Source organism: Agromyces sp. NPDC052230, from assembly GCF_040679595.1.
Lineage (GTDB): Bacteria > Actinomycetota > Actinomycetes > Actinomycetales > Microbacteriaceae > Agromyces.
In genome coordinates, this window is record NZ_JBFAVC010000011.1 from 16,227 (window position 1) to 37,111 (window position 20,885).

The window sequence follows — 20,885 nt, forward strand, 5'->3', positions numbered from 1 at the left end:
CGACCGCGCGACGGCCTGCGATCAGGCGGTGACGGATGCCGCGAGGTGCGGGCTCACCACGCGGTCGAACGCCTCGGCGGTGCGGGTCACCACGTCGGCCCAGGGGGCATCCCAGATCTCCTGGTTGAAGATCTCCACCTCGATGTCGCCTGTGTACCCGGCGGCCTCGACGGCGCTGGTGAGCGCCGCGAAGTCGATGATGCCGTCGCCCGGCTGGTGCCGGCCGAGCAGCACGTCGGCGGGCAGCGGCGTCATCCAGTCGCACACCTGGTAGGTCGCGATGCGACCGGTTGCCCCGGCGCGCGCGATCTGCGGCAGCACCTCGGGGTCCCACCAGGTGTGGAACGTGTCGACCGTGACGCCCACGACCGCCGGGTCGAACGGATCGGCGAGGTCGAGCGCCTGCTTCAGGGTGGAGACGACCGCGCGGTCGGAGGCGTACATGGGGTGCAGCGGCTCGATCGCCAGCGTGACGCCGGCCGCGTGCGCCTCGGGCGCGAGCTCCGCAATGGCGTCGGCCGTGCGGGCACGTGCGCCGACGAGGTCGGTGGTGCCCTCGGGGATGCCGCCTGCCACGAGCACGTACACGGCGGCCGACCCTGGGGCGCCGGCCGCGGCGAGCGTCGCGGTCTCCTCGATCGCGCGGCGGTTGTCGTCGATCGCGGCGCGTCGCTCGGGGCCTTCGGTCATGGTGAAGAAGCCGCCTCGGCACAGCGTCGAGAGGCGTAGGCCCGAGTCGCCGAGGCGACGGGCCGCCTCGGCGAGGCCGACCTCCTGCACGGGCTCGCGCCACAGGCCGATGGACTCGTACCCGCCCGCCTGCACCGCGCGCAGTGCCTCCTCGAGCGACGCGGTCTTGATCGTCGCCTGGTTCATCGAGAGTCGCGGGTGCGTGGTCATGCGAGGACCTCCAGGTCGTCGGCGACGGGATCGGATGCCGCGGCCGGCGCGGCGGATTCGGAGGCGTCGGAAGCCTCGGCCGGCGCGCCCGCGACATCGATGCCGTTGATCGTGAGCAGCGAGTGCCAGCGGGCCGCGGCGAGCTCGGGGCGCTCGAGCGCGCCCGAACGGTTCGCGAGCTCCACGATGCGCGAGAGGTGCGGCAGGCTGCGTGCGGCGTGCAGCCCGCCGACCATCTGGAACGCCGGCTGATGGCCGTTCAGCCAGGACAGGAAGGCAACGCCCGTCTTGTAGTAGTACGTCGGCGCGGCGAAGACCTGCTGCGAAAGCACCTCGGTCGGGCCGAGGATGTCGCGATAGGCCGCCGTGTCGCTGCGGTCGAGCGCCTGGATGGCCGCGGAGGCGTTGGGCGCGAGGGCGGCGAACGCGCCGAGCAGTGCATCGGAATGCCCCTGCTCGTCACCCTCGATGAGGCCCACGTAGTGATAGTCGTCGCCGGTGAACATGCGCGCCGAGCGGGGGAGCTTCCGGCGCACGGCGATCTCGGCGTCGGCGTCGAGCAGGCTCATCTTCACGCCCTGCACGGTGTCGCGGTTGGCCTCGATGACCTGCAGCAGCGTCGTGGACGCGGCATCCGTGTCGTGCGAGCCGAAGTAGCCCGCGAGTGACGGGTCGAACGCCGGTCCGAGCCAGTGCAGGATGACGGGCGCGCCCGCCGCCGCGAGCACCTCGCGGTAGACACGGCGGTAGTCGTCGGCGTTGCTCGCCGCGCGCGCCAGGTGCCGGCTGGCCATGAGCACGACGCCCGCACCCGCGTCCTCCGCGTGGTGCAGCTGCACCTTGTAGGCGTCGATGACCTGTTCGAGGGAGATGGTCTCGTCGTCGACGTGGTCCGTATTCACGCCGACGACGAGGTCGCCACCCGCGGACGCCGCCTCGACGGCGACGCGGGAGATGAGCTCGCGCGTCGCGACGGCGTCGAGGCCCATGTTGCGTTGCGCGGTGTCCATGGCATCGGCGACGCCGAGGCCCCACGACCAGACGTGGTGGCGGAATGCGAGGGTCGCGTCCCAGTCGGGGTCGGCCGGCTGTCCCGGCGTGTTGTCGGCGTGCGCCTTCGGCACCACGTGCGCGGCGGCGTAGGCGACGCGACTGGTGAGCGGATGCCGCGGCTTCGCGAAGTCCGGCGCCTCCGCGAGGGGCACGGAACGCGCGGTGCCCCGGTCGTCGATGAGCGTGAGGCCGGTCATGTCAGCGGGTCCCGGTGAGCTCGGGAGCGGGCTCAGCGGCGGCATCCGTCGTGCTCGCGGCATCCGTGGGGCTCGCGGCATCCGTCGGACTCGCGGCATCCGTCGGGCTCGCGGCATCCGTCGCCAGGGAGACCTCGGGCAGCTCGATGCGGCGACCCTCTCGGCTCGACGCGAGGCCCTGCTCGGCAAGGAGCACCCCGCGGGCGCCGGCGAGGAAGTCGAAGCGGTTGGGAGCGTCCTCGACGACGTGGCGGATGAACTCCTCCCACTGCGTCTTGAAGCCGTTCTCGAAGTCGCGATTGCCGGGCGACTCGATCCAGTCGCCCGCGTAGTCGTGCGCGTCGGCGAGGTCGGGGTTCCAGACGGGCTTCGGCGTGGCGTTGCGCGGCTGGATCTTGCAGCCGAACAGGCCCACGACGGCCGAGCCGTGCGTGCCGTCGACCTGGAACTCGACGAGCTCGTCGCGGTTCACGCGCGTGGTCCAGCTCGAGTTGAGCTGCGCGATCACGCCGCCCTCGAGCTCGAAGATCGCATAGGCGGCGTCGTCGGCGGTTGCGCCGTACGGACGGCCCTGCTCGTCGACGCGTTCGGGGATCTCGGTGACCGCTCTCGCGTACACCGACTCGACGCGGCCGAAGAGGTTCTCGAGCACGTAGCTCCAGTGCGGGAACATGTCGACGACGATGCCGCCGCCGTCTTCGGCGCGGTAGTTCCAGCTCGGACGCTGGGCAGGCTGCCAATCGCCCTCGAACACCCAGTAGCCGAACTCGCCGCGGACGCTGAGGATGCGACCGAAGAAGCCCGAGTCGATGAGTCGCTTGAGCTTCTGGAATCCCGGCAGGTAGAGCTTGTCGTGCACGACGCCGTTCTTCACGCCCGCCTCGGTCGCGAGGCGCGCGAGCTCGAGTGCCTCCTCGAAGCTCTCGGCGGTGGGCTTCTCGGTGTAGATCGCCTTGCCGGCCGCGATGGCCTTGCGGATGGCCGACGCCCGGGCCTTCGTCACGAGGAAGTCGGCGTAGACCTGCCAGCGATCGTCGGCGAGCGCCTCGTCGAGGTTGGTCGTGTAGTGCTCGAGCCCGTGCCTGGCGGCGAGCTCGGCGAGCTTCTGCTCGTTGCGGCCGACGAGGATCGGCTCGACCTGCACCCGGGTGCCGTCGGCGAGCTCCACGCCGCCCTGCTCGCGGATCGCGAGGATCGAGCGCACGAGGTGCTGCCGATAGCCCATGCGGCCCGAGACGCCGTTCATGATGATGCCGAGGGTCTTCGGAGCGGTTGCGGGTGCCCCGGCCTGGCTGGCCTCGGGCGCGTTGGTCTGGGTGGTGGACTGCTCTGCCACGGTGGATTCCTGTTCGAGCCGGGAGCGGGTGGCGGAGTCGCCGCACCGCTGCGGGAAAGCGTTTACCCGAGCATAGGGCAGACCCGCGGATCGTGCAACACCACCCCGCGGCATCCGGAGCCTCCAGTACGCCGTTCTGCTCATTTCTGCGGATATACGATCGGGCACGCCGGCTCCTCCGCCGATTCGACGGCGTGGCGGATCGTATATCCGCCGTTCGGTGCAGCTGCAGGTGCCGGTGCAGGCGGGCGGATGCCGCGGGGCGACGGGAGACGCGGGTGAGCGGATGCCGCGGGGCGACGGGTTGCGGCCGCGGGCGGGTGGTCTCAGCCCGCGGGGGTCAGCGGGGGAGGCCCGGCGTGGACTCGCGGAGCACGACCTCGGTCTGCACGACGCCCTCGTCTGGGGCATCCGCATCGCTGAGCGCGAGTCGCAGCGCACGACGGCCGAGCTCCTCGAGCGGCATGCGCACCGTGGTGAGGGCCGGCGTCACGTCGCGCACGGTGGGGATGTCGTCGAAGCCGGCGACCGCGACATCCGCTCCGGGCACCAGGCCCGCGTCGCGGATCGCCGACAGCGCGCCGACCGCCATGACGTCGTTCGCGGCGAACACGAGCTCCACGCCGTCGAGTCCGCGCTCGAGGAGCGTCTGCATGCCGCTGTAGCCGCCGTCGCGCGTGAACGCGTCGCGGATCACGTCGTCGTCGCGCAGCTCGCCGCCCGTCGCGATAAGGCCGTCGCGGAATCCGTCGACCCGGTCGGCGGCCGTGCGCAGTCCCTCGGCGCCCGTGATGACGGCGAAGCGGCGGTAGCCGACGCCGACGAGTGCGCGGGCGAGTGCCTCGGCGCCGCCCCGGTTGTCGACGAGCACCGTGCGCAGGTCGAGCTCATTGCGGCTGATCAGCACGACGCGACCACCCGAGCGCTCGTAGGCGCGGAGCTCCTCGGCGAGGGCGCCCTCGGTGGGATCGGTCACCGGACGCGAGCCCGCGAGGATCATGACGCGCGGCCGCTGTCCGCGCAGGGTGCGCACGAGTTCGAGCTCGCGCTCGGGGTCGCGTTCGGTGGCGGCCATCGTGACGATGAGGTGCTCGGTGTCGGCCTCTGCGACCACGCCGGCGGCGATCGACGAGAAGTACGGGTCGGCGATGTCGGCGACCAGCAGGGCAACGGTGGTGGTCGTGCCCCGCGCCACCGCCTGGGCCGAGAGGTTGGGGGAGTAGTCCAGCCGCGCCGCGGCCTCGAGCACGCGCTTGCGATACTCGTCGTTGACCCGGCGCGTGCTGCCGTTCAGCGAGCGCGACGCCGTGGCCAACGACACGCCGGCCTCGCGCGCGACGTCATGCAGTGTCGCGGGCATGTTCCGGCCGGTGTCGACGCCGCTGTCGGTCATCCGTCCTCCTGCATTCCGCGCCCCTCGGGCGCCTCGACTCTACCGCGCGCGTCGCCGCTCGACCCGTGAGGTTTGGCCGTCGGCCCATGGTGCTGGTAGAAATGACTTCGACCCGAGATAGCGCTTTCTCAGCGGTTTTCCCGACCAGTCTCGCACATGCCGAGCGGATCTGGGGAAGCGTTTTCTCGCCAGGACGACACCCGAGTGGAGCACACGCGATGGCGCAGCAGGAACGATACGGACTCATCGGTACGGGCAGTCGCGCCGGCATGTACGTGGAGGCACTCTCGGGTCCCCACGCGGATGTCGCGCAGCTCGTGGCGTGGAGTGACGTCAACCCGGGCCGCCTCGACGTGTACGAGCGCGACGTGGTCGCGGCGGGGCATCCGGCGCCCGTGCGCTACCTGCCCGAGGACCTCGAGCGCATGATCGGCGAGCAGCGCCTCGACCGCGTGATCGTGACGACGCCCGACTTCACGCACGCCGACTTCGTGGTGCGATCGCTGCGCGCCGGTGCCGACGTCGTGGTGGAGAAGCCGCTGACCATCGATGCCGAGAGCGTGCGCCGCATCGGCGCGGCCATCGCCGAGACCGGTCGCGAGGTCATCACCACGTTCAACTACCGGTACAGCCCGCGCAACTCCGCGCTGCGCCGGGTCATCGCCGAGGGCCGCATCGGCACGATCACGAGCGTGCACTTCGAATGGGCGCTCGACACCGTGCACGGCGCCGACTACTTCCGTCGCTGGCACCGCGACAAGTCGAAGTCGGGGGGCCTGTTCATCCACAAGGCGTCGCACCACTTCGACCTCGTGAACTGGTGGATCCAGGCCACGCCGATGCGCGTGTTCGCGAGCGGCGGCCTGCGCTTCTACGGCGCAGAGAACGCGGCGGCGCGCGGCCTCGGCGAGCGCCCCGGGCGCGGCACCGGCGCCACCGGCGACCCGTTCGCGCTCGACCTCGCCTCGGAGCCGCGCATGAAGGAGCTCTACCTCGACCAGGAGCACCACGACGGGTACCTCCGCGACCGCGACGTCTTCGACCCCGACATCACCATCGAGGACAATCTCGCCGCCCTCGTCGACTACGACACGGGCGTCACGATGAGCTACTCGCTCAACGCGCACGCGCCGTGGGAGGGCTATCGCGTCACCGTGAACGGCACCGAAGGCCGCGCCGAGCTCGAGGTCGTCGAGCGCGGCGCCGTGCTCATCGGCGACGACGGCCGGATCGTGGTCGACCCGAGCATGCACCCCGACGACTCGCCCATCGACGAGGTGCGCCCCGACTCCGAGCGGCTCGTGCTGCAGCGGCACTGGGAGGGCGCGCAGGTCGTCGAGATCCCCGACGGCATCGGCAGCCACGGCGGCGGCGACGCCTACCTGCTCGAGCACCTCTTCAACCGGGTGACGGATGACGCGCCGCTCGGCCGCGTGGCCGGCTACGCCGACGGCGTGAAGGCGGTGGCCGTGGGCATCGCCGGCAACCGGTCGCTCGAGACGGGGCTGCCCGTGCGCATCGCCGAGCTCGAACTCGGGATCTGAGGGCCGGACGGCGCGGCCGGAGCACCTGCCACCGGGGGATTTCCAGGAGATGGGCCAGATTGCAGGGTCGAATGTGAGAAGGCTCCCTGCAGATCTCTCGATCTCCTGTGATCGCGGTGCAGTCGGCGGATGCCGACGCGCGGCGGCTCAGCGGTCGAGGAGCTCCGTCGACCGAGGGTACGCGAACATCATCAGTCCGGAGAGGATCCAGATGGCGCCGATGGCCGCGATGAGGACCTCGCCGCCGAGCGCGGCGCCGATGCCGGCGAGGCCGGCTCCGATCGCCCCGGTCGTCGCGCGCAGTCCGGCCCCGACGGTGAAGACCTGCGAACGCAGTTCCGGCGGGCTCTGCTGCTTGCGGAGGAGCAGCATCGCGGCCGTGCTCGGCGCCGTGAACAGGCCCGACAACCCGATCGCGATGGTGGTCCAGACGAGCCCGAGGTCGGCCGCGGCGGCGACGGTCAGCACGCCGGTGCAGGCGAACCCGACGCCCATGATGACCTCGGGCCGCAGCCGCACGGCACGCACCGAGATGAGGAACGCGCCGACGAGACCGCCCACGGCGAACGCCGTGACGATGAGCGCGCCCTGGTCGGGGCTGCCGATTCGGGTCGTCGTGAGGGCAACCGCTGCAACGGCGAGCCCGCCCGCGCCGAGCTGGCTGACCGCGCCCGAGGCCGTGACGACGGCGATCGGGCGGTGCCCGGCGATGTGCCGAAGGCCGTCGGCCATCGATCGCCAGAGACCCGCAACGGGCGTGGCGAGCGGGCGCAGGCGCGTCATGGCCACCGCCACGCTGCCGATGCCGGCGGTCGCCGCCATCGCCAGCATCGCGAGGCGCGCCGAGCCGAACGCGGCCGTGGCGGCCACGATGGCGGGCCCGCCGATCGATCCCAGGTTGTAGGCGAGCGAGTCGATGGCGTAGGCGCGGTGCTCGTCCTCGACCTCCTCGGTGGCGAAGCTGGACAATCCGCCCATGAAGAACGGCGTCACCGATCCCGCGAGCACCACGGCGACCGTCACCACGAGCGGCGACAGCGGACCGAGGAACGCGGCGACGGCGATGCCGATGGTCGTGATGGCTCCGGCGAGCGCGATCAGCAGGCGCGGATGCCTCGTGCGGTCGAGCGCGGCCCCCACGATCGGCGCCGCGACGATACTCGGCGCGAGACACGCCGCGGCCAGCGCGCCGCCGAGAGCGATGTCGCCGAGCTCCTCGACCGCGAGGATCGGGAGGGCGACGGTCAGGCCGCCCACGGCGAGTCGCAGGGGAGTCGCAGCGGTGAGGTAGCGGGCCGCCGTCACCGGCTGGCGTCCGGCCGGATCGGGATCACGGGAGGGTCAGCACCCCGTCGATGCGGCGAGGGATGCCGTGCACGTTCTCGTCACGCAGTTCGGCCGGCAGGGCGGCATCCGGGGCGTCCTGGTACGCCACCGGCCGCAGGAACCGGCGCATCGCCGTGACGCCGACCGAGGTGTGGATCGACGTGGTCGACGGCCACGGCCCGCCGTGCTGCTGCGCCCAGCTCACCGCGACACCCGTGGGCCATCCCGCGAAGAGCACGCGGCCGGCGACCTCGGTGAGCACCTCGACGATCGGCGCGAGGTCCTCCCCGGGCTGCGCGTGCACGGTGGCGGTGAGGCTGCCGCCCACGGCACGCACGGCGGCGAGCGCGTCCGCGACATCCGGGTACTCGACCACCAGGGTCGACGGGCCGAAGCACTCGTGGAGGAGGGCACCGGGGTCGGCGAGCACGGCGGCGGTCGTGGTGCGCAGCACCACGGGTGCGCCGGTTCCGCGCTGCTGTCCGGGATCACCGGCGACCACCTCGACATCCGCGTGCGCCGCGAGTCCTGCGATGCCGTCGGCGAAGGCCGAGGCGATGCCGTCGGTCAGCATGGGCACGGCGGATGCCGCTGCCATCGCCCCGCCGACGCGCTCGGCGAAGCCCGAACCCGCGGGCACCAGCACGACGCCGGGATTGGTGCAGAACTGCCCGGCGCCGAGCGTGAACGATCCGACGAGGCCTGCGGCGAGCTCGTCGGCGCGGGCCTCGAGCGCCGCCGGGGTGATGAGCACGGGGTTCACGGCGCTGAGCTCGCCGTAGAAGGGGATCGGGTCGGGCCGGCACTGGGCGAGGTCGAACAGCGCGCGACCGCCGCGCAGCGAGCCCGTGAAGCCGACGGCGCGGATCTCGGGGTGCTGCACGAGCGCCACGCCGGTCTCCCTGCCGATGACATGCGCGAAGATGCCGTCGGGCGCGCCGGCGTTCGCGAGCGCGGCGGCCACGACCTCGGCGGTGCGCTGCGACAGCCGGGCGTGCGCCGAATGCCCCTTGACGACCACCGGGCACCCGGCGGCGAGCGCCGACGCGGTGTCACCGCCCGCGACCGAGAACGCGAACGGGAAGTTCGATGCGCCGAAGACCGCGACGGGACCGAGCGGGCGGAGCATGCGGCGCAGGTCGGGGCGCGGCGGGGTCGTCGACGGGTCTGGCCGGTCGATCGTGGCCTCGAGGTAGGAGCCCTCGAGGATCGCGTCGGCGAACAGTCGCAGCTGCGCCGTCGTGCGGGCGACCTCGCCGTTGAGTCGCGTGGTGCCGAGATGCGTCTCCTCGTCGGCGATCGCCACCAGTTCGTCGCGGGCCGCGTCGAGAGCGTCGGCGACGGCGCGGAGCCAGTCGGCGCGCTCCGCGGCGGTCGAGGCGACCGTCACCGCGAACGCGCGGCGGGCGGCCGCCGCGATCTCGTCGAGCTCGGCGGCGGTCGTCGGAGTCGTGGCGGTCACGGCGGTGTCGGTCATCGTTCCTCCATCGGTTCGGCGGATGCCGCGGCATCCGCTCGGGGTTCGTCGAAGCGGATGCCGAGACCATTCTGCCCAGTGGTGCGCACGCGGGCGCCGTCGACCGCCACGGGCGACGGCTCGGCGAGCGCGCCGAGCGCCTCGAACGACGCATCCTCGACGGACTCGACGAGGTGCTCGCCGGGCAGCGCGAGCGCGACTTGGGCGGAGAGCTCGAGCAGCAGGTGCGGCGCGAGCGCGACCCCGCGCTCGGCGGCGAGCTCGGCGATCCGCAGGAACGGCGTGATGCCGCCGACGCGCACGATGTTCGGCTGCACGATATCGACGACGCCGGCCTCGATGAACTCGGCGAAGCGGTAACGGGTGTACAGGTTCTCGCCGAGCGCGACGGGCAGGTCGATGCGGCGACGCAGCTCGACGTGCGCGGCGAGGTGGTCGGCGCGCAGCGGCTCTTCGATCCAGGCCGGGTCGAACCGCGCGAGTTCGCCGATCGCACGCTCGGCCTGCTCGAGGCTCCAGCGCTGGTTCGCGTCGATCATCAGCCGCCGGTCGGGTCCGATGACCTGCCGCACGGCGGCGATGCGTTCGACGTCGCGCGCGACGTCCGGGCTGCCGACCTTGACCTTCACCGCGTCGAAGCCCGCGGCGACCCAGCGCTCGGCCTGGGCGACGAGCTCGTCGAGCGGGTAGTGCAGGTTGACGCCGCTGCCGTAGACGATCGCGGAGTCGTGATGACGTCCGAGGTGGTCGGTGATGCCGACGCCGGCGCGACGGACCGCGAGGTCCCAGAGCGCGAGGTCGAGGCCGGCCATGGCGATGGTGGTGATGCCCCCGCCGCCGCCCTCGTGCAGGTGCTCCCAGAGCGGCTGCCAGAGGGCGGATGCGTCGGCGGCGCGCCCGAGCGCGAACCGGCGGATGTCGTGGTCGAGGTGCGCCTGCACGGCCGCGGCGCCGATCGACGGCGTCCACGAGAAGCCGTATCCCGTCGCGCCGTCGGAGTCCTCGACGACGACCTCGACGAGCGACAGGGCGCGCACGTCGGGTCCCCACGGCCGACGCAGCGGCACGCGGATCGGTCGCGTCGCGAGGCGAGCGATGGTCGCGGTCACCGGGCGGATGCCCCTGCCGGCGCGTGCCGCTCGGCGAGCGCGAGCCCGGTCTCGAGGATCGCGGCGAGCCGCGACTCCTGCTCCGGCGTGGGATCGACGAGCGGCGGACGCACCGAGCCCACGTCGAGCCCCCGCAGCCGAAGGCCCGCCTTGATGAGCGACACGCCGAAGCCCGGGGTCTCGTCGCGGAGCCGCACGAGTGGCGTGTAGAACTCGCGCAGGAGCGACATCCGCGTGCCCTCGTCGCCGTCGACGTAGGCGCGGTAGTGCAGTGCCGCGAGCTCGGGGATCATCGCGAACGCCGCCGACGAGTACAGCGGGATGCCGATGCCGCGGTAGGCGCCCTGGCTGAGCTCGGCGGTGAGCAGGCCGTTGAAGAACAGCAGCTCGCGGCCGCTGGCGCCCGCGGCGAGCACGATCTCCTGCGCGAGGCCGATGTCGCCGGCGCCGTCCTTGAAGCCGACGACCTTCGGGTTCTCGGCGAGCCGGGTGATCGCGTCGGGCGTGTACCGGGCGGTGCCGCGGTGGTAGACGATGACGGGCAGGTCGGATGCCTCTGCCACGGCCTCGACCCAGGCCACGAGCCCTGCAGTGGTGCCCGACACGAGGTAGGGCGGCAGGAGCAGCAGGCCGTCGGCGCCGGCTTCGGCCGCGCCGCGGGCGAGCTCGATCGCGTGGCCGAGCGGGCCGCCGGCGCCGGCGATCACGGGGACGCGCCCGTCGACGGCCTGCACGGTTGCGCGCACGACGTCGAGGGCCTCGCCGGCCGAGAGCGCGTGGAACTCGCCCGTGCCGCACGCGGGGAAGATGCCGCCCGGCGCGAACGGCAGTCGGCTCGTGACGTGCTCGGCGAGCACGTCGAGGTTCACGGCGCCGCCCGCCGTGAACGGCGTGACGGGGAAGAAGAGCACGCCGTCGAAGTCGAGGCGGCGGGTGGGTGCGGTCATGCGGTCCTCGTTTCGGTGTTCGGCGTGAGCACGGCGGTGGGGGCGTCGACGGACGCCTCGGTGTCGACGGATGCATCGGCCGCGACGAGTTCGGTGCGCCAGCTGCGCTCGGGGCGCCAGCCGAGCCGTTCGGCGGCCTTCTCGATCGAGAAGACGGGTCGCGTCCCGGTGAGTCGGTCTGCGCCGGGACCGAGGCCGGGCACGAGCTCGCGCCAGAGCTCCGCGACCGGCCGTCGCGCGAGTGCATCGGCGGCTCCGACGAAGAACCCCTCGCCGTCGACGACCTCGGGCGGGGCGGCGAGCCAGGCGTCGGCGAAGGCGGACGCGTCGCGGGCGTCGAGATAGTTGAAGAGGCTCACGGCGGCCAAAGCGGGATCGTCGAGACGCTCGCGCATGGTGTGGCCCTGCTGGGTCGGTGCGCCCGCCCACTCCTCGGGCGAGACGACGTAGCAGGGCCGGAAGAAGCCGTACGCCCCCGCGGCGGTGCGCGAGAACATGCGCACCGTCTCCTCGATGAGGAGCTTCGACAGCCCATAGGCGTTCGAAGGCTCGCGCGGGTGCGTCTCGTCGATCGGCACCGCGCTCGCACGCCACTCGGGGCTGCCGTAGCCGATCACCGTCGGGCTGCTGGCGACGAGCACGCGCGCCACCTCGGCTCGGGCCGCTGCGGCGAGCACGGAGTGGGCGAGTGCCGCGTTGGTCAGGAGGATCTGCGACTCGGGGGCGCTGAAGGGCACGGCGATGCCGGCCAGATGCACCAGGGCGTCGGGGCGCACGTCGTCGACGAGCGCCTCGGCCGCGTGCTCGTCGAGCAGGTCGATCTCCCGCTCCTCGATGCCGGGAAGGCCCATGGGGGTGCGATCGGCGCCGACGACGGAGTGCCCGGATGCCGCGAGCCCGGTGCTGAGCGTTCGGCCGAGCCGGCCCGACGACCCCGTGACGACGACCCGCATCCACGCTCCTTGCCCCTGGGGCCGCGATGCGGCCGGTGATCGCGGCTGCGTTCACCGCGTGCTGAGAAACCGCTTTCTCGACTGCAGCCTAAGCGATGTCCGAGGTCGTCGGCAACTCGGCGACTAGACTGAGGAACCGGTTTCCCGCCTCGCGGGCGAGCACCGGGCATCCGAACGGGAACGAGAAGGCCGTCACTGGGCGCGGCACGAGAGGGGTGGGCATGGGCGAGCGAAGCCGGGGCGTGACCATCGCCGACGTGGCCGCGCACGCGGGCGTCTCGCAGGCGTCGGTGTCGCGGGTGCTGAACGGCAAGCAGACCGTCGACCCCGCCATCGTGCGTCGCGTGCAGGCCTCCATCGCCGCACTCGGCTACGCTCCGAGCGCCGCCGCCCGCAGCCTCGTGCACGGCCGCAACGACACCATCGCCATGGTCGTGCCCGATCTCGGCAACCCGCTCTTCCAGGGCATCCTGCAGGGGCTCAGCCTCGCCGCGGCGGCCGACGGATACCGCGTGCTCGTCGCCGACACGGCCGAGCGCGTCGACGAGGAGGAGGCGATCGCGCTCGAGGCGCGTCATCGCTGCGACGCGCTCGTGCTGTGCGCCCCCCGCATGCCCGAGGCGCAGCTGCGACGCGTCGTCGACCGCGTCGCGCCCGTCGTGGTCGTGAATCGACAGCTGCCGGGCGCTGACGTGCCCATCGTCGGGGTCGACTACGTGCGCGGCATCCGCGACCTCGTCGACCACCTGCACGCGCTCGGGCATCGGCGGCTCGCGTACCTGGGCGGACCGACCGCGAGCGCCTCGAACGCCGAACGGGTGCGCGGCGTCGACGAAGCCCTCGCCGCCCATCCCGACGTGCAGATCGAGGTGCTGCCCGGCGGTTCACGGCTCGACGACGGCTACGAGGCCGCCGACACCGTGCTCGCCGCCCGTGAGCGCGGCGCGACGGCGGTCATCGCCTACAACGACCTCGCGGCCCTCGGCCTCATGACCCGCCTGCGCGAGCTCGGCGTCCACGTTCCCGGCGACCTCTCGGTGGCCGGGTTCGACGACGTGCCGATGGCACGGTTCGCGCTGCCGCGGCTCACGAGCCTCTCGGTGCCGCGCGGCGAGCTCGGCGCCCAGGTGTGGGCGCGGCTGCGCACGCTGATCGCCGGCGGCCCCATCGAGCACACCGTGCTGTACCGCCCCCGTCTCGAGGCGCGGGAGAGCACCGCTCCGCCCGCCGGCCCCGTCGTCGAGAGGACGAACCCTTGACCCTGACCGTCTCCGAGTCGCTGGGGCCGGTCGCGACCGACCGCGCTCGCAAGCGCGAGCGCATGCTCGAGCTCCTCGACCGCCGTGGCGCCGGCTCGATCGTGCTGCGCTCGCACACGGCCGTCGCCTGGTACCTGGACGGCGCCCGCACGCACGTCTCGCTCGCCGCCGACCCCGTCGTGGCGGTCGTGGTGCGCCGCGACGGCGACGAGCTGCGGGTGTTCGCGAACGAAGCCGACCGCCTGCTGGCCGAGGAGCTCGGTGACGCGGCATCCGGAGTCGACCTCGTGCGCGTGCCGTGGCACGAGCCGCTCGTGCCCGAGGGCCTCGCCGAACTCGACGAGGCGGACGCCGCGGCCGACCTCCGGGCGGCACGTGCCTCGCTCCTGCCCGGAGAACTCGCCCGGTACCGAGCGCTCTGCCGCGAGGTCGCCGAGGTGCTGACGGATGCCGCGACGGCGTCCCGCCCGCACGATTCCGAGCGCGACGTGGCCGCACGCCTCGCGGGTTCGCTCGCCGCTCACGGAATCGACCCGCTGGTGACGCTCGTGGCCGGGCGATCGAGGCTCGGCTACCGGCATCCGCTGCCCACCCTCGCGCCACTCGGCAATCGGGCCATGCTCGTGGCCTGCGGACGGCGGCACGGCCTCATCGCGAACGCGACGCGGTGGGTGCGGTTCGGCGCCGCCGACCCCGCGGAAGTGGATGCCTCGCGGCGGATCCTCGACGTCGAGGTGGCGTACTTCGAGGCCATCCGCCCCGACGCGACGCTCGCCGACGTGTTCGCGGCGGGCATCGCGGCGTACGCGCGGCACGGATTCGACCCCGACGAGTGGCGCCGCCACCACCAGGGCGGCGCGGCCGGCTACGCCGGGCGTGACCCGCGCGCGATCCCCGGCATCGGCGACGTCGTGCAGGCCGGGCAGGCCTTCGCGTGGAACCCGACGGCGCCGGGCGCCAAGGTCGAGGACACGGTGATGATCGGGCCCGACGGTCTCGAGGTGCTCACCGCGGACCCACGGTGGCCCACGGTGCGGGTCGGGGGGCTGGAGCGGCCCATCGAGCTCGCCGCCGATACGCTGGTGACGTGATGCGATCGTCCGTGCTCGACGCCGTGGCTCGCCTCCTCTGCGACCGCGACCCGGGTCATCCGCTGCGAGTCGGGCTCGACGGCGTCTGCGGCGCCGGCAAGAGCACCTTCGCCGAGGAGCTGGCCGAACGCATCCGCGCCCACGGTCGACCGGCGATCCTCCTCGACTCCGACGGATTCCACCACGTCCGAGCGATCCGCTACCGGCAGGGGCGGGAGTCTGCGCTCGGCTACTACGAGGACGCCTACGACTTCGACTCGCTTCGCGACCTCGCGCTCCGGCCGCTCGGGCCGGGGGGATCGCGGGAGTACGCGGTGCGGGTCCACGATCTCGTCACCGACGAGGTGGTGCGCGAGTTCGCCACGGCGCCGGCCGACGCGATCGTGCTCTTCGCGGCGACGTTCGTGCAGCGCGGCGAGCTGCGCCGGTACTGGGATGAGGTCGTCTACCTCGAGAGCTCGATCGACCGGGCCGAGCGGCGGGGGATCGACCGCGATGCCGAGCATCTCGGAGGTCGCGAGGCGGCCGAAATCGCGTACGCGTCGCGGTACATGGCGGCGTGTCGCCGCTATCTCGCGGAGGAGTCGCCCCGCACTCGGGCGTCGATCGTCGTGGAACACGACGATCCGCTTCGTCCGCGGGTGCTGGAACCGGCCGCCTGATCTGCCGAGCGTGTAGGCTGGATAGCGCTTTCCCAGCCGCGCACGGCATCCGCACACGCGCGTATGTCGCCGAGACCGAGGAGCCCGATGCCCGAACTCCGCATCGACGGCGACGACCGGCGCCTCGTGTTCCACGCCGACGGAGGGCTCCTCGCCCAGTACGTCTTCCGTCCCCGGCACCACACCGTCGAGTCACCGCGGCCATACTTCAGCCCGCTCCGCACGCTCGGCGGCGAGACCGTCACCCTCTACCGCCCGCACGACCACGTCTGGCACACCGGGCTCGCCTGGTCATTGCCCGTCGTCGGCGACGACAACTTCTGGGGCGGCCCGACGTTCGTGCGCGGCGAGGGCTACGTGCAGCTGCCGAACAACGGCGAGCAGCGTCACCTCCGGTTCGACGAGATCGAAGCGGATGTCGCGGCGACGACCTCCGGCGCCGTCGGCGCGGTCGAACGCCTCGAATGGGTCACGCAGGAGGGCGAGACGATCTTCGACGAGGAGCGCTCGCTCGCGGCATCCGTCATCGACGACGACGCGTGGGTGCTCGGCTTCGCGACCCGCATGACCAACACGACCGACCGCGCGATTCCCATCGGATCACCCACCACCCGAGGCCGCGAGAACGCCGGCTACGGCGGGCTCTTCTGGCGCGGGCCGCGCTCGTTCACGGGCGGCACCGTGCTCGCCCCTGGCGTCGCCGGCGGCGACGAGCTGCGAGGCACCCGCGCGACCTGGATGGCGTTCAGCGGACGGCACGACGAGTCGGACGCCGCCTCCACCGTCGTCGTGGTCGACGACCCCGGCAACCTGCAGCATCCGCCGCAGTGGTTCGCGCGCTCCGAGGACTTCGCGGCCCTGTGCCCGGCGCCGTTCTTCAGCGAGGAGCACGTGATCGAGCCCGGCGCGACCATGTCGCTGCGGTACGGCGTCGCGATCGCCGATGGCCCGAGTGATCCGGAGCGGGCTCAGCGCCTCGCCGACGCCGGAGCCGCGGTGGTCGCGGCCGCATTCGAAGGAGAACGATGACCGACACCGCCCCCCTGCGCGCCGCGATCGTCGGCACGGGCGCCATCGCGAATGCCCATGCCTCGGCGCTCGCCGCCACGCCCGACGCCGAGCTGGTCGCCGTGGTCGACCGGGACCCGGCCAATGCCCGCGCGTTCGCCGAGCGCTGGAACGTGCCGAACGTCGCCGAATCCCTCGAGCGGCTCCTCGCCGACGCCGCCATCGACGTGCTGCACATCTGCACGCCTCCGGGGGTGCACGCCGAGCAGGCGATCGCCGCACTCGACGCGGGCGCGCATGTCGTATGCGAGAAGCCCGCCGCGCTGTCGCTCGACGAGCTCGATGCGATGACGGATGCCGCCACCCGCAACGATCGCCGGCTCGCGGTCGTCTTCCAGCAGCGCACCGGTTCCGCCGCCGCCCAGGTGCGCCGACTTCTCGATTCGGGTGCGCTCGGACGACCCCTCGTCGCGACCTGCCAGACCCTGTGGTACCGCGACCCGGCGTACTTCGCGGTGCCCTGGCGCGGCAAGTGGGCCACCGAGGGCGGCGGGCCCACGCTCGGTCACGGCATCCACCAGCTCGACCTGCTCGCCTGGCTCCTCGGCGACTGGGCGAGCGCGCAGGGACAGCTCTGGCGCCTCGGGCGGGAAACCGAGACGGAGGATGTCTCGACGGCGGTCGTGACGTTCGCGGGCGGCACCGTGGCATCCGTCATCACGAGCGCACTCTCGCCGCGCGAGACGAGCTCGATCCGCATCGACACCGAGCGGGCGACCGTCACGGTCGACCACCTCTACGGCCACGGTCACGAGCACTGGCGCATCACGCCGGCGCCCGGTGTGCCTGCCGACGTGGCGGCGAGCTGGCGACTGCCCGATGTCGAGGAGGCGAGCGGGCACGACCCGCTGATCCGCGACATCTCCGCCGCGCTGCGCTCGGGCGGACCGCTCCCGTCGACGGCGACGGATGCGGCGCGCTCATTCGAGATCGTCACGGCCATCTACTCCTCGGCGGCGACGGGTCGCGTGGTCACCCCCGAGACGCTCCGCGAGGACGTCGATCGGCGGCGCAGCCTCGAGAGTCCCGTCACCGACCTGCGGCCCCGCTGACGCGCCGCCAGTCGTCTGCGGCGCCCGCGCCCAGCGCCTGCCGAGGAGGTCGGCACCGCGACATCCGTTGGGGATTGAAACGATTTTTCCCTTGCTGTTGACCGTCTCAAACCATGCGAGTACATTAGGGTAAACGCTTTCCCAGAGCAGACCCCCAACACAGCAGACAACGACGTTTCCGGGAGGACAATGATGTTCGATCTTCATCGACACCGCATGGCGATCGCCGCCGCGGCAGTCACGGCGAGCGCAGCCCTCGCGCTCAGCGGGTGCGCCACCGGTGGCGCCGGCGGACAGGAGGCGGCATCCACCTACGATCCCGACGAGAAGGTCACCCTGAACCTCGCGTTCTGGGGCAACGACGTGCGTGCGGCGCTCTACGACGAGGCCATCGACGCGTTCAACGAGGAGTACCCGAACATCACCGTGAACTCGTCGTTCCTCGGCTTCCCCGAGTTCTGGGAGAAGCGCCAGACCGAGGCGGCCGGCGGCGGGCTTCCCGACGTCATGCAGTTCGACTACTCGTACCTGCGGCAGTACTCGGAGAACGGCCTGCTCCTCGACCTCGAGCCCTACCTCGGCGGCATCATCGACACCGAGCCGCTCAGCGAGAACATCCTGCAGATCGGCGTCGTCGACGGCCAGACCACCGGCATCCCGACCTCCACCAACGCGTGGGGCCTGTTCACCAACCCCAAGCTCCTCGAGCAGGCGGGGGTGGAGGAGTTCGAGGGCGGCACCTGGGAGGACTACGCCGATTGGATGGCCGAGGTCACCGAGGCCGGCGGCGGAGGGCTCTGGGGCGGCACCGACTACACCGGCCGCATCCAGAACTTCGAGATCCAGCAGCGTGCCACGGGCGAAGATCTCTTCACCGAGGACGGCGAGCCGAACTTCACCGAGGAGGACCTCGCCGCGTTCTGGGGGCAGGGCGACGCCGTTCGCTCCTCGACCATTCCGCAGCAGCGCCTCGAGGAGATCTACCCGGTCTCGGGCTTCGACGCCGCGCTCACGGCGAGCGAGCTCACGTGGGACAACTTCGGAGCCGGCTACCTCGGCAACCTCGGCGCCGAGTACACCGAACTCGGCCTGATCGCCCCGCCGGTGACCGAGGAGGGTGCAAAGGACCTCTACCTCAAGCCGTCGATGCTGCACTCCATCTCGGCGGGCACCGACCACCCCGAGGCGGCGGCGACCCTCGTGAACTTCCTCGTGAACAGCCCCGAGGCGGGCGCGATCTTCGGGACCAACCGAGGGCTCCCCGCCTCCGAGACCATGCTCGAGGGGGCCGAACTCGACCCGCTCGGTCAGCAGATCCGCGACTACGAGGCCTCGATCGCCGACCGGCTCGGCGACGCGCCACCCGTGCCGATCGTCGGCTACGGCTCGCTCGAGGAGAAGTTCCGGCAGCTGGGACAGGAGCTCGGATTCGGCACCATCACGGTCGATGACGCCGTCGAGCAGTTCTTCAACGAGATGGACGTCGTCCTCAACCAGTAAGACCGGCGCAGTCTCCCGGGCCCGGTGTGCGACACCCCGCCGGGCCCGGGTACTGTTCTCGCAGGAAACCGGAGAACCACGTGAGCACGGAAACCGAATCGATCGTGACGGCCGAGGCCCGATCGAGCAGCGTGCGTCGAACGACGCGCCGAGTGCAGCGCGACCAGGGCGCCGGCGGTGCGCCCATGAGCGCCGGCAAGCGGGCGGCGAATCGCCGCGAGAGCGTGGCCGGCTACGGCTTCCTGGTGCCGTGGCTCATCGGCTTCATCGGGCTGACGGTGGGCCCGATGATCTACTCCCTGTACCTCGCGTTCACGAAGTACAACCTCTTCACCGAGCCCGAATGGGTCGGGCTCGACAACTTCGTGCGGATGTTCACCGAGGACCCCAACTACCTGCAGTCGGTGCAGATCACGCTCGTCTACGTGCTCGTCGGTACTCCGATCAAGCTCGCCGCCGCGCTCGCCGTGGCCATGCTCCTCAACTACCGCAACCGCGGCAGCGGATTCTTCCGCTCGTCGTTCTACGCACCCTCGCTCATCGGCGCCTCGGTGTCGGTCGCGATCGTGTGGCGCGCGATGTTCTCGACCGACGGCCCCGTCGACAGCACGCTCAGCGTCTTCGGCATCGAGATCGGCGGCTGGGTCGGCAACGTGCAGCTCGTCATCCCCATGATGATCCTGTTGGCGGTGTGGCAGTTCGGCGCCCCGATGGTGATCTTCCTCGCGGGGCTCAAGCAGATCCCGCAGGAGCTCTACGAGGCCGCCGAGGTCGACGGCGCCGGCCCGGTGCGCAAGTTCCGGTCGGTGACCATCCCGATGCTCTCGAGCGTGATCTTCTTCAACCTGCTGCTCGAGACCATCAACGCGTTCCAGGTGTTCGCCTCGGCGTACATCATCTCGAACGGCTCGGGCGGGCCCGCCGGCATGACGAACTTCTACACCGTCTACCTCTACAAGCGCGGATTCGCCGACCTGCAGATGGGCTACGCCTCGGCGATGGCCTGGGTGCTCGTCATCGTCGTGGCGATCATCGCCTTCGTGCTGTTCAAGACCCAGAAGTCCTGGGTGCACTACGCGGGAGAGAACCGATGAGCACCTCCACGATCGAGACCCCGCGCCCCGAGTTGCTCGAGGTGGAGCTCCAGCCGGTGGCCCCGCAACGACGCCGCGTCAAGCGCAAGACCGTCAACACGATCATCTGGTTCGTGCTGCTGCTCGCGCTCACGGCCCTGGTGCTCTACCCGCTCGTGTGGCTGGTGTTCGCGACCTTCAAGCCGTCGAGCGAGTTCGGGCAGAACCCCGGCCTCCTCCCCGACAGTCCGACGATCGACAACTACATCAAGGTCGTCGAGGGCATCGGGGGCACCCCGCTCTGGCGCTTCTTCGCGAACAGCCTCTTCATCGCGGTGATGGCCGTGATCGGCACGCTCATCTCGTCGGCGCTCGCCGCCTACGCGTTCGCGCGCATCCGGTTCCGGGGGGCGGCCGTGCTGTTCGCGGCCATGATCGGCACGCTGCTGCTGCCGTTCCACGTGATCATCATCCCGCAGTACATCATCTTCAACCGGCTCGAACTGGTCGACACGTACTGGCCGCTGATCCTGCCGAAGTTCCTCGCCACCGAGGCGTTCTTCGTCTTCCTCATCGTGCAGTTCATCCGCAACATCCCACGCGACATGGACGAGGCGGCCCGCATCGACGGGGCCGGGCACCTTCGCATCTTCGTGTCGATCATCCTGCCGCTCATCAAGCCCGCCCTCATCACGAGTGCGATCTTCACGTTCATCTGGACCTGGAACGACTTCCTCGGCCCGCTCCTGTACGTGAACAGTCCCGAGAAGTATCCGCTGCCGATCGCGTTGCGCCTCTACAACGACGCGACCGCGACCTCCGACTACGGGGCGACCGTCGCGGTGTCGTTCCTCGCGCTGCTGCCGATCCTCATCTTCTTCATCGTGTTCCAGCGCTTCCTCGTCGATGGCGTCGCGACGCAGGGGTTGAAAGGGTAGGTTCCGG

18 protein-coding genes are annotated in these 20,885 nt (G+C 71.6%); 9 read left to right on the top strand and 9 right to left on the bottom strand.

The genetic code is table 11. The features are described 5' to 3' along the window. Positions 1-21: 21 nt before the first annotated feature. The 4 genes from AB0K73_RS19790 to AB0K73_RS19805 form a co-directional block, all read right to left on the bottom strand. A complete protein-coding gene (locus tag AB0K73_RS19790; protein ID WP_360518997.1) occupies positions 22-900 on the bottom strand; it encodes a sugar phosphate isomerase/epimerase family protein in 879 nt (292 codons plus the stop codon). Next, complete coding sequence (locus AB0K73_RS19795; protein ID WP_360519000.1) at positions 897-2,150, bottom strand: DUF993 family protein; 1,254 nt, start codon at positions 2,148-2,150, stop codon at positions 897-899. Before AB0K73_RS19795 ends, AB0K73_RS19790 begins: the two co-directional genes overlap by 4 nt. Position 2,151: 1 nt before the next feature. Continuing rightward, positions 2,152-3,396, bottom strand: a complete 1,245-nt coding sequence (locus AB0K73_RS19800) for a Gfo/Idh/MocA family oxidoreductase (RefSeq protein ID WP_360519139.1) — start codon at positions 3,394-3,396, stop codon at positions 2,152-2,154. Positions 3,397-3,826: 430 nt separating this feature from the next. After that, positions 3,827-4,879 (bottom strand): LacI family DNA-binding transcriptional regulator, encoded by a 1,053-nt coding sequence (locus AB0K73_RS19805; protein ID WP_360519003.1) that lies wholly within the window; start codon positions 4,877-4,879, stop codon positions 3,827-3,829. Between the two features lie 218 nt (positions 4,880-5,097). Here AB0K73_RS19805 and AB0K73_RS19810 point away from each other — a divergent pair, with 218 nt between their 5' ends. Beyond that, complete coding sequence (locus tag AB0K73_RS19810) at positions 5,098-6,423, top strand: Gfo/Idh/MocA family oxidoreductase (RefSeq protein ID WP_360519006.1); 1,326 nt, start codon at positions 5,098-5,100, stop codon at positions 6,421-6,423. A 147-nt stretch (positions 6,424-6,570) separates the two neighbouring features. Here AB0K73_RS19810 and AB0K73_RS19815 read toward each other — a convergent pair whose 3' ends face one another. Genes AB0K73_RS19815 through AB0K73_RS19835 form a run of 5 tightly spaced genes read right to left on the bottom strand, consistent with a single transcriptional unit; the run spans position 6,571 to position 12,235 of the window. Then, positions 6,571-7,728, bottom strand: a complete 1,158-nt coding sequence (locus AB0K73_RS19815) for an MFS transporter (protein ID WP_360519009.1) — start codon at positions 7,726-7,728, stop codon at positions 6,571-6,573. A gap of 25 nt (positions 7,729-7,753) precedes the next feature. Then, a complete protein-coding gene (locus AB0K73_RS19820; protein WP_360519012.1) occupies positions 7,754-9,226 on the bottom strand; it encodes an aldehyde dehydrogenase (NADP(+)) in 1,473 nt (490 codons plus the stop codon). Then, on the bottom strand, positions 9,223-10,335 hold the full coding sequence (locus AB0K73_RS19825) for a mandelate racemase/muconate lactonizing enzyme family protein (protein WP_360519015.1): 1,113 nt from the start codon (positions 10,333-10,335) through the stop codon (positions 9,223-9,225). The genes AB0K73_RS19820 and AB0K73_RS19825 overlap by 4 nt, the downstream gene beginning before the upstream one ends. Continuing rightward, positions 10,332-11,282 carry a 5-dehydro-4-deoxyglucarate dehydratase gene (locus AB0K73_RS19830; RefSeq protein WP_360519018.1) on the bottom strand — a complete coding sequence of 317 codons (951 nt, stop codon included), beginning with the start codon at positions 11,280-11,282 and terminating at the stop codon, positions 10,332-10,334. Before AB0K73_RS19830 ends, AB0K73_RS19825 begins: the two co-directional genes overlap by 4 nt. Further along, positions 11,279-12,235, bottom strand: coding sequence for an NAD(P)-dependent oxidoreductase (locus AB0K73_RS19835; protein ID WP_360519021.1), 957 nt, complete (start codon positions 12,233-12,235; stop codon positions 11,279-11,281). The genes AB0K73_RS19830 and AB0K73_RS19835 overlap by 4 nt, the downstream gene beginning before the upstream one ends. Before the next feature lie 221 nt (positions 12,236-12,456). Between AB0K73_RS19835 and AB0K73_RS19840 the strand changes: the two genes are divergently transcribed. From AB0K73_RS19840 to AB0K73_RS19875, 8 genes are all read left to right on the top strand, one after another. Continuing rightward, the gene (locus AB0K73_RS19840) at positions 12,457-13,494 is read left to right on the top strand and encodes a LacI family DNA-binding transcriptional regulator (RefSeq protein ID WP_360519024.1); all 1,038 of its coding nucleotides are present in this window, start codon (positions 12,457-12,459) and stop codon (positions 13,492-13,494) included. Then, the gene (locus AB0K73_RS19845) at positions 13,491-14,585 is read left to right on the top strand and encodes a M24 family metallopeptidase (RefSeq protein ID WP_360519027.1); all 1,095 of its coding nucleotides are present in this window, start codon (positions 13,491-13,493) and stop codon (positions 14,583-14,585) included. Before AB0K73_RS19840 ends, AB0K73_RS19845 begins: the two co-directional genes overlap by 4 nt. After that, complete coding sequence (locus AB0K73_RS19850) at positions 14,585-15,247, top strand: uridine kinase (protein WP_360519142.1); 663 nt, start codon at positions 14,585-14,587, stop codon at positions 15,245-15,247. Before AB0K73_RS19845 ends, AB0K73_RS19850 begins: the two co-directional genes overlap by 1 nt. An 87-nt stretch (positions 15,248-15,334) precedes the next feature. Continuing rightward, positions 15,335-16,276: a PmoA family protein gene (locus tag AB0K73_RS19855; protein ID WP_360519030.1), complete on the top strand. Its 942-nt coding sequence runs from the start codon at positions 15,335-15,337 to the stop codon at positions 16,274-16,276. Continuing rightward, positions 16,273-17,367 carry a Gfo/Idh/MocA family oxidoreductase gene (locus tag AB0K73_RS19860; protein ID WP_360519033.1) on the top strand — a complete coding sequence of 365 codons (1,095 nt, stop codon included), beginning with the start codon at positions 16,273-16,275 and terminating at the stop codon, positions 17,365-17,367. The genes AB0K73_RS19855 and AB0K73_RS19860 overlap by 4 nt, the downstream gene beginning before the upstream one ends. A gap of 216 nt (positions 17,368-17,583) precedes the next feature. Beyond that, entirely contained in the window at positions 17,584-18,867 is a 1,284-nt protein-coding gene (locus AB0K73_RS19865) for an extracellular solute-binding protein (RefSeq protein ID WP_360519036.1), read from the top strand. A gap of 185 nt (positions 18,868-19,052) precedes the next feature. Then, positions 19,053-19,961, top strand: a complete 909-nt coding sequence (locus AB0K73_RS19870; protein WP_360519145.1) for a sugar ABC transporter permease — start codon at positions 19,053-19,055, stop codon at positions 19,959-19,961. After that, complete coding sequence (locus tag AB0K73_RS19875; protein ID WP_360519039.1) at positions 19,958-20,878, top strand: carbohydrate ABC transporter permease; 921 nt, start codon at positions 19,958-19,960, stop codon at positions 20,876-20,878. Before AB0K73_RS19870 ends, AB0K73_RS19875 begins: the two co-directional genes overlap by 4 nt. The last annotated feature ends 7 nt before the right edge of the window (positions 20,879-20,885 follow it).